This is a genomic window from Neisseria sp. GT4A_CT1 (assembly GCF_000227275.1).
Lineage (GTDB): Bacteria > Pseudomonadota > Gammaproteobacteria > Burkholderiales > Neisseriaceae > Neisseria.
This window is the reverse complement of sequence record NZ_JH164966.1, coordinates 1-8,808: the sequence shown is the minus strand read 5'-3', so window position 1 is coordinate 8,808 and position 8,808 is coordinate 1. Positions and strand designations below refer to the sequence as shown.

Annotated in this window: 9 protein-coding genes and 1 pseudogene; 1 reads left to right on the top strand and 9 read right to left on the bottom strand. The window is 50.0% G+C overall.

The window, feature by feature from the left end:
- Nucleotides 1-533 precede the first annotated feature (533 nt).
- The 9 genes and pseudogenes from HMPREF1028_RS04795 to HMPREF1028_RS04755 form a co-directional block, all read right to left on the bottom strand.
- Complete coding sequence (locus HMPREF1028_RS04795) at nucleotides 534-1,946, bottom strand: tetratricopeptide repeat protein (RefSeq protein ID WP_009311674.1); 1,413 nt, start codon at nucleotides 1,944-1,946, stop codon at nucleotides 534-536.
- A 117-nt stretch (nucleotides 1,947-2,063) separates the two neighbouring features.
- Nucleotides 2,064-2,126, bottom strand: a pseudogene (locus HMPREF1028_RS15415) (transposase); the annotation flags it as partial.
- A 155-nt stretch (nucleotides 2,127-2,281) separates the two neighbouring features.
- Complete coding sequence (hemB, locus tag HMPREF1028_RS04790; RefSeq protein WP_009311673.1) at nucleotides 2,282-3,283, bottom strand: porphobilinogen synthase; 1,002 nt, start codon at nucleotides 3,281-3,283, stop codon at nucleotides 2,282-2,284.
- 151 nt (nucleotides 3,284-3,434) lie between these two features.
- Complete coding sequence (locus HMPREF1028_RS04785) at nucleotides 3,435-4,166, bottom strand: hypothetical protein (RefSeq protein WP_003760647.1); 732 nt, start codon at nucleotides 4,164-4,166, stop codon at nucleotides 3,435-3,437.
- A 195-nt stretch (nucleotides 4,167-4,361) separates the two neighbouring features.
- Nucleotides 4,362-5,201, bottom strand: coding sequence for an NAD-dependent epimerase/dehydratase family protein (locus HMPREF1028_RS04780; protein WP_009311672.1), 840 nt, complete (start codon nucleotides 5,199-5,201; stop codon nucleotides 4,362-4,364).
- A gap of 40 nt (nucleotides 5,202-5,241) precedes the next feature.
- Nucleotides 5,242-5,724, bottom strand: a complete 483-nt coding sequence (locus HMPREF1028_RS04775; protein ID WP_009311671.1) for a DUF2269 domain-containing protein — start codon at nucleotides 5,722-5,724, stop codon at nucleotides 5,242-5,244.
- Nucleotides 5,721-6,110: a DoxX-like family protein gene (locus HMPREF1028_RS04770; protein WP_009311670.1), complete on the bottom strand. Its 390-nt coding sequence runs from the start codon at nucleotides 6,108-6,110 to the stop codon at nucleotides 5,721-5,723. Before HMPREF1028_RS04770 ends, HMPREF1028_RS04775 begins: the two co-directional genes overlap by 4 nt.
- Nucleotides 6,111-6,624: 514 nt before the next feature.
- On the bottom strand, nucleotides 6,625-7,143 hold the full coding sequence (locus HMPREF1028_RS04760; RefSeq protein ID WP_003760633.1) for a MarR family transcriptional regulator: 519 nt from the start codon (nucleotides 7,141-7,143) through the stop codon (nucleotides 6,625-6,627).
- Nucleotides 7,144-7,272: 129 nt separating this feature from the next.
- Nucleotides 7,273-7,533, bottom strand: coding sequence for a hypothetical protein (locus HMPREF1028_RS04755; protein ID WP_003760631.1), 261 nt, complete (start codon nucleotides 7,531-7,533; stop codon nucleotides 7,273-7,275).
- A 396-nt stretch (nucleotides 7,534-7,929) separates the two neighbouring features.
- On the opposite strand from HMPREF1028_RS04755, the gene hpnC reads away from it, so the two are divergent.
- Nucleotides 7,930-8,745 carry a squalene synthase HpnC gene (gene hpnC / locus HMPREF1028_RS04750; protein WP_009311668.1) on the top strand — a complete coding sequence of 272 codons (816 nt, stop codon included), beginning with the start codon at nucleotides 7,930-7,932 and terminating at the stop codon, nucleotides 8,743-8,745.
- Nucleotides 8,746-8,808 lie beyond the last annotated feature (63 nt).

The following is an 8,808-nucleotide window of genomic DNA, read 5'->3' as shown; positions in this document are numbered from 1 at the left end:
CGCGCTACAAAACCAAGCTGGGTAAAAATACCCTGACCGTCAGCAGCTCGGTAGAAAACCTGTTCAACAAAAACTACTGGCAGGTACAGCGCGGCCAATACGACCGCAGCTTCGCCGTAGTCGGCATGCCGCGTACTTACTGGCTGAAAGCGGAATTGGATTTCTAATATCCGAACAGGCCAACCGGTAAAGGCAAAGGTCGTCTGAAAATCCTCAATCAGGGTTTTCAGACGACCTTTTATATTGTTGTTTGAATGGGGCAAGTGATATGACTTATAGTGGATTAAATTTAAATCAGGACAAGGCGACGAAGCCGCAGACAGTACAGATAGTACGGAACCGATTCACTTGGTGCTTCAGCACCTTAGAGAATCGTTCTCTTTGAGCTAAGGCGAGGCAACGCCGTACTGGTTTAAAGTTAATCCACTATATCGTAGAACGGCACCCCATTAATCACAACGCAGAGACAATGGTTTAGAGGGATTCCCAAACGTTGGCAGCTTCTTCGGAGAAATGTTGCCACGCGGGCAATGTTATGGAAGTTGTTGTTTCCAATGCGCCAGCAGTTGCTTGAGGATTTCAGACTGCTCGTGACCGTCGTTAATGGCAGTTTCAAGCCAACGGCAGGCTAAGGCTGTGTTGCGGCGGACGCCTGTTCCGTGGAAATAGAGGCAGGCGAGGTTGTATTGCGCCATTGTGTCTTTTTGCTGCGCTGCCTGCGCGAACCATTTGGCGGCTTGGGTATAGTCGGTCTCTGTTCCATGACCGTTGTAGTACATCATGCCGAGATTGGTTTGCGCTTTGCTGTGTCCCAAATCTGCGGCCTGCTGATAGAGCGTCAGCGCTTCGGCATGGTCGGGAGCGCGGTTCAGGCCGTAATGGGCGGCAAAAGCCAGCTGATAGAATTGCTCCGCCTGTTGGCGTTGCAGCGCGTGTTCTTTGGCTTGAGGGTAGTTTTGCTTATTGTTCAGGGCAATGTCCGCGAGTAGTTTTTGGTGTGCGGCGAGATTGCCCAAATCAGCGGCAAGCTGATAGTAATGGCGCGCTTTGGAGGGTTCGGGAAGGATGCCCAGCCCGTAGCGGTAGATATCGCCGAGCAAACGCAGCGCTTCAGGATGATTGCGGCGGGCGGCTGCTTTGGCGTAGCGGCGTGCTTTATCCGTGTCTTTCGGGATGTCTTTGCCCAGCAGATGGATTTCTGCGAGCTTGGCGTAAGCATCGCTGCTGTTTTGTCTGGCGGCGGTTTCCAGCCATTGGATGGCTTTGTCGGGATGGGTCGGGAGCAGGATTTCCGCAAGGGCGACTTGTGCAGGCGCGATGTTGTCACTTGCCGCGATGTACAGGTGTTGGGCGGCTTGTTCAAGGTCCGGTGCCACGCCTTGACCGAGCTTGTATTGCAATCCGAGCTGCCAATTGGCAGGCGTAAATCCTTGTTTGGCGGCAAGTTGGTAGAGCTGGTGTGATTGGGGATAATCGGGCGGCGAGGTGTATTGGCAATGCTGGCCTAAGAAATATAGGGCTTGGGGATTTTGCTGACGCGCGGCAAGTACGGCCCAATCGACGGCTTCTTCGTGTTGACCTGCGTCATGATAAGCGCGCATCAGCTTGAGCTGTGCTTCGATAATGCCTGCTTCTGCCAATTCCCGATAGGAGGGAAGCAGGGTATTGAGCGGCATGCCTTGTGCTTCTTGGATTTGAAGAAGGTTGTAGCTGGCGTAGGGATGACCGTCACGCGCCGCTTGCTGCATCAGGCGTATGCCGGCTTCGCGGTTGGCAGGGATGCCTTGCCCTTGCAGCAGGCAGCCTGCAAGATGGAATTCTGCTTCCGTATGCCCTTCGTCTGCCGCTTTTTGCAACAGAGGGACTGCGGCGGCAAAATCGGGCGGGATTTGGGTCATGAATGAGTGAGCTTCCCGGAATAGTGTATCGGCGGTTGTTGTATTCATTTTATTGTATATGTTTTGAATTTTATAGTGGATTAACTTTAAACCAGTACGGCGTTGCCTCGCCTTAGCTCAAAGAGAACGATTCTCTAAGGTGCTGAAGCACCAAGTGAATCGGTTCCGTACTATCTGTACTGTCTGCGGCTTCGTCGCCTTGTCCTGATTTAAATTTAATCCACTATATAAAACGGACGCTGTAAGTGTTTGTTTGAGAGTTGCGGTATTTTACCAGAAATTACCTGATTATTCATTCCGTTGTAATAAATTTTGTCGGGCAAATGCCTTAATGTGAATGCCGCCGGGCATTCTGTGCAAACCGGCGGCATTTTGCTGTCGTTTTATTTTTTCAACATCTTTGCCGCTTCGACGGCGTAATACGTCAGGATACCGTCGGCGCCGGCGCGTTTGAAGGCAAGCAGGCTTTCGAGTATGACTTTTTCGCCGTCCAGCCAGCCGTTTTGAATCGCTGCCTGAAGCATGGCGTATTCGCCGGAAACCTGGTAGGCGTAAGTCGGTACGCCGAACTCGTCTTTGACGCGGCGGACAACGTCAAGATAAGGCAGGCCGGGTTTGACCATCACCATATCCGCGCCTTCCTGAATGTCGAGGGCGACTTCGTGCAGGGCTTCGTCAGTATTGGCGGGGTCCATTTGGTAGGTTTTCTTGTCGGCTTTGCCCAAATTGCCGGAACTGCCGACCGCATCGCGGAACGGGCCGTAAAATGCGGAAGCATATTTGGCTGAATACGCCATGATGCGGGTGTGGATATGTCCCGCGTCTTCAAGGGCTTCGCGGATGGCGAGGATGCGTCCGTCCATCATGTCGGACGGGGCGACGACTTGCGCGCCTGCGTCGGCGTGGCACAAGGCTTGTTTCACCAAAACTTCGATGGTTTCGTCGTTGAGGACATAGCCGTTCGCATCGGTCAGCCCGTCTTGCCCGTGGATGGTGTAGGGGTCGAGGGCGACATCGGTCATGATGCCGAGTTCGGGGAATTTCTCGCGCAGGGTGCGCACGACGGTCGGTACGAGTCCTTCGGGGTTGTAGGCTTCTTCCGCTAATTCGGTTTTGTTTCGGGTAACGACAGGGAAGAGTGCCAGCATGGGGATGCCGAGTTTGAGGGCTTCTTCGGCGGTGAACAATAATTTGTCCAGGCTTTGCCGCTTCACGCCGGGCATGGAGGGGACGGCTTCTTCCTGATTGCTGCCTTCGAGTACGAAGACGGGGTAAATCAAATCGTCTGCGGTCAGGGTGTGTTCGCGCATCAGGCGGCGGGAAAAGTCGTCTTTGCGCATACGGCGCATACGGGTGGCGGAAACGTAACGCGGTGGGAAATTCATAATCGTCCTTTGTCCTTCTGGAAACGGCTGAATCGGCAGGAGAAATGTTTTCAGACGACCTCTTTGCAAGCAGGGGTCGTCTGAAAATGGGTTTGCGACAGTTTACGCCGTTTTGATGAATTACTCAAAACTTGCACAGGGTGTCGAAAAATCAGTCTTTTACTTTTCTGATGGCTTTAACCGTTTTGGAAATCGAGTCGATTTTGTCGGGTTTGGGCATGTTGCGCTCTTCCTCGCGCAAGCCTTCGGCATCCAACGGTTCGATATTTTTCATGGCTTCGCGGTAGGCGGTAGGACTGAGTTTTTCTTGCGTGATGCGCCATACTTTGCGACCGTTGGTACGCGTTTCCGATGCGGTCCACAAGCCGATTTTGTGGTAATAAAGCAAAACACTTTCGGCAAGGGCCTTCATGTCGGTATTGGGTCTGCCGCTGCCGATGCTGCGGCCGATACGGTTGTTGCGTTGGTCAACTGCCTGGTCCGCGAGATAACGGCTGAAATAGTTGATTTTCCCTTCGCGGATTTTGATGTCGGCAAGGTAGGCATTACCTGCTTCTTCGGCGATTACGTTGTCGAATTGGGAGGTAATGGCGGCTTGCCACAGGGCTTGGCGCACGGCATTGACCTGTGTGCCTTTGCCATCTCCGTTGGCAGTATCGTCTAAGCCGCTGCGGTAGGCAAAACGCGTAGCATTGCTGCTGATATTGAAGGAGCCTGTGTCTTCCATGCCGATGGCTTGCGCCGCTACGGGATGATTGAGGGCGAATTGGGTAATTTTGCTGCGCCGGGTTTGATCTTCTTCAAAGGCAGTCTGACAGCCGGAGAGCAAGATGGAAGCAAGTAGGATGCATTTAAGATGTGTTTTAAATTTAATCTGAGCCATGATATGAGCCGTGATGAAAATATTATTTTATTGATGATATACTGCTTATGTAACATACAATTACATATTGTAGCAAAATATTTTTCATACGGGCGCTTTATTGTATCAGCGGTCTTTTGTATTAGGGCAAAAGGTCGTCTGAAATCGGCTTTAGGCAGGGCGGTTTCAGACGACCTTTTCGTGTGTATGGCTGATTCAGCCTTGATGGGAAAAGTTTTCCGCAGCTAATGGCGCTCTCCCCAATAAAGCTTCAAAATCAGAATAATCGGCGCATGAACCTTGTTTGAGCAGGGCAAAGCTGTCACGGCTGATAATGCCGTTGCTGAGGAGGTTTGCCAACGGCAGCACAGGGTCAATCAGGCGCAGGGGAACAGGTAGGATATGTTGTGGCGGTTTGTGATGCAGGGTTTGGCGGAGGGTGGTCAGGTATTCCGCCAAGGTCAGCGTTTGGTTGCCGGTCATATTGATGATGCTGTGGCCGGCGTCGGTTTGGACGGCCAGTTTTGCCAAACCTTCGGCAACATCGGCAAGATGGACGGGCTGCAAGTAAAAGCGGCCGCCTTCCGGCAGGGGAAGTAAAGGGAGGCGGGCTAATTTGATGAACAGTTCGCAGCTGGTTCCCCCTCGCCCGTAAACGACGGATGGTCGGGCTATCGCAATCGGTATGCCGCTTTGGGCGACGGCATCATCTCCACGTCCTTTACTGCCGACAAAGTTGATGGATTGAGATGGGTCGGCACCCAGTGCGGATAGTTGCACCCAGTGTTTTATGCCTGCTGCTTTTGCCCATGTGGCGAGTTGTTTGGGTGTGCGGTGGTGTACGGTTTCGAGTATTTCGGCATGACGGCTCATGATGCCGATGCAGTTGATGAGGACGTCTTGCCCTTCCAATAAACGGCGTGCGGCGGTTTCATCGGGATGAAGAAAATCGAAGGAGCGGCGGTCGGGCGTGCAAACTTGATGACCTTGTTCTTTGAGGATTTGAACGGTACGGCTGCCGATGAAGCCGCTGCCTCCGAAAATGATGATGTTCATGGTTTTTCTTTATGGTGTTGCTGAGGTCGTCTGAAAATCTTTAAATCGGTTTCATCACCATCAGGAAGTAAATCACGATAGTGGCGCAAAAGGCGGGATAGCCCAGCAATTCCCAGCGTCTGGCGTAACGCCAATAGGGTTCCGGAATGGTGTCTGCGTTTTCTTTGTGCGCTTTTTCGGCAATCTTTGCCATACGGATTTGCAGCCAGACAACGGGCAGCCAGCAAATGCCTGCAAGGATGTATAAACCGAGCGTCATCCATACCCAATTTTGTTCCAGCATGGTGGAAACGGTATAGCCGCGTTCGTACAGCATCCATAAACCGGACAGGGGTTGGAAAATAACGGCAGGTGTCGTAAACCACCAATCTGCCTTGATGACCCAATGCGATACGACCGACTGCGCGGCGACCGAACCGCTGCGGTTTGCCCAAAAGAGGTAAAACGCCGTACCAAAACCGGTGCCGACCATTAAAGTAGCCGAGATGATGTGCAGGGTTTTAACGATTAAATAGGTGTTCATTTTTTATCTCCTACGGATTGATACAGGAAAAATAAAGTAGCCATAATCGGCAGGTTTTTTACCAAAGGCGCAAAAGGGTGCGCCCACATTTCGGGCAGCCTGATGGCAATAATCAGGCTGTATGCCGCGACGGTTATCAATTGCAACAGCCATATTGCGGAATGGGAACGAAGGCGGCTGAAGCATAAAAAGGCAAAACCGATGTCCAATAGTGAAGCGGCGATTAATGTCGGCCACTGCAACGGATCGGGAATGCCGACCGAATGCAGCAAATCCAATGACATTTCGGGCATGAAAAACAGAGGTTGGGTACCGCTCCACAGCCATAGCAGCCCCATCGAGTAAGACAGGTAGGCAGGGAGATTGCGTGTAGTTTTGTCGGACATATTGGTTTCCTAATTTCATTTCGGTTTATTTATATATTTAGCCTGTAATTTCTAAAATTTCTGTCAAAAGAGAAATATAAGGGTAAAAAAATTAGGCAGGTTCCTGAATATCATCCTCCCCCGGAGGATTGGGCAAGCTCAAAACGCCAACAATCAAAGAATAAGTACCGCCTATTACCACGCTTGCTAGGAGGCTGGTGACAAAATCTGCGCCAAACAGTAAAAGATATAGGCAACCGCATAGCGATCCGGTTATGATTGCCCGTATAAGGCCGCGTAAGTCCCTGTATGTAGACGTCAAGCTTAAGATCAAACCGCAAATTAGGGCCGGTACGGTAAAGAATAAAGCATAGTAGCCGATACTAAACGCAAAAAATAGCGTAGATGCAGTATAAACGATGATGACTCTGCCTCTCGGATAGTCGAAATAATCTTCTGTCGAATGCGTCATAACACACCTATGATTGCGTAAGAGAAACCGGGGGTTGTGTCTTGTAAACCAATTGGGGAGGTATCATCGGAAAAATTTTTGTATTCCGGCGCCTATTTTTAAAATTTTCACCATGGTTGAGGTGGAAAGCTTCAACATTTCATTTGCCCATATGGTCAGTGTGTTAATGAAATCATGGGTTTGTCGGATTCGCTGCTTGGCGGTTTCATTTTCTTGACTAAATTCAGGACTGTCGATCAGGCTTTGCAAAAATTGCCGCGTTGGTTCGATTTCACGCTGCATGCGCATTTCTGCGATGGTACGGAACAAAGTCCAGACGTCGTCTGAAGTTTCAAAATGATCGCGTCTGTCGCCCAAGATATGCACGGTATGCACCAACCTCAGGTTTTGCAGCTCTTTGATGCTGTTGCTGACGTTGGAGCGCGCTACGCCGAGCGTTTCGGTAATTTCTTCGGCATTCATCGGTCTGCCTAAGATGTAGAGCAGGGCATGGATTTGCGCAACGGTACGGTTGACGCCCCATTTGGTGCCCATTTCGCCCCAGTGGAGGATAAATTTTTCAGTGGTCGGATTCAGTTTCATAGTGAGGGTATTTTATTTTTATTTTTTATTTCTGTCAATACAGAAATAAAAGATTTTTTTGAAACGGGTAAAAAGGCGGACTGAATTCAGCCCGCCTGTTTTAAACCATAGATTATTTTTTACGATAGATTATTTTTCCGACTGCTGCTTGTAGTATTCCAGCAGTTGTTTCGCTTGCAGCAAAGGCAGCCCGAAATGCTCGTTGATGTTTTTGAGGTCTGCTGTTTCTTTTCCGGTCAGATTTTGTTCGAGCCATTTCAGATTGTCCGGATTGCTTTTGATTTTTTCAAAATACGCCTGCTTGCGCTTCCAATTTCGCGACCACACCAGCAGCATGGTGAAAATACATAGCACGATTAAGAAAATATTCGTGAAAGTCATCATGTCCATCGTAGTCTCCGCTTACTTGGAAGTATGGGGATTATAAGCGAATCAAGTGTTTACGGATATATTGAGGAACGAGGGAGGCATGGTTTCGGGTTAAGTTTGGATGGGACAGCCTATTTCCGGATGGTGGTTTGTTATCTCAATATAGTTTTTGCCGTAGCTAAAATCCGTTTTGTGGAAAGGGTCGTCTGAATTGGGAAAACAGGGTAATTTTGTGGTTTTAAGTTTGGATTTCTATGCGAGTATACAGTTAAATCATTAATAAAATAATGCGTTGTGTTAGAATCTTGTCGAGTTGTTAATACAGGTTTGAAAGTATACAGCCCGCCGTAAGCCAATCATGTGAGCAATACGGCTCCATACTTTCAGACGACCCCAAATACCGAATTTCCAATATTTATGTCCGTCAACCATTACGAAAATTTCCCCGTCGGCTCGCTTGTCATGCCGCGCCACCTGCGCAAGCCTACCCATGCCGTTTATGCTTTTGCGCGCACTGCGGATGACCTCGCTGATGAAGGCAATGCCGAAGCCGATGAACGCTTGCGCGCTTTGGATGAACTCAAATCCGAACTCGACCGCATACAGCGCGGCGAAACGCCGTTGACTCCGCTAATGCAACGTTTGCAACGTGAAGCCATCGCGCCTTTCAAGCTGCCGCTGCAACCGTTTTACGAACTTTTATCTGCATTCAGTCAAGATGTTGTCAAAACCCGATATCAGGATTTTGGCGACCTGATTGACTACTGCCGCCGTTCCGCCAATCCGATCGGGCGCATTATGCTGCACCTGTACGGACAAACCGACGAAGTCAGCATCGCCCAAAGCGACGGCATCTGCACCGCGTTGCAACTCATCAACTTTTGGCAGGACGTTGCCGTCGATTGGCAGAAAGGCCGCGTCTATATCCCGCAGGACGACTTGCAAAAATTTAACGTCAGCGAAACGCAAATTGCCGAAGGCAAAGCGGATTTTGCGTTCCAAAGACTGATGGCGTATGAGTGCAACCGCGCGTTCCAAATGCTCAAGGGCGGCTCGCCCTTGGGTAAAACGCTGAAAGGCCGTTTGGGATTTGAATTGCGGATGATTATTGTCGGCGGACAACTGATTTTGCAGAAACTGGACGGCAGCAAATACGATATGTTTACACAACGTCCTGTTTTGGATAAAAAAGATTGGCTGATTATTCTGAAACGGGCATTCTTGAAGAAATAAAGCGACCGGAGCAAGAGGTCGTCTGAAAAGCAGCTTGAAGGCTTCAAGGCTGTTTTCAGACGA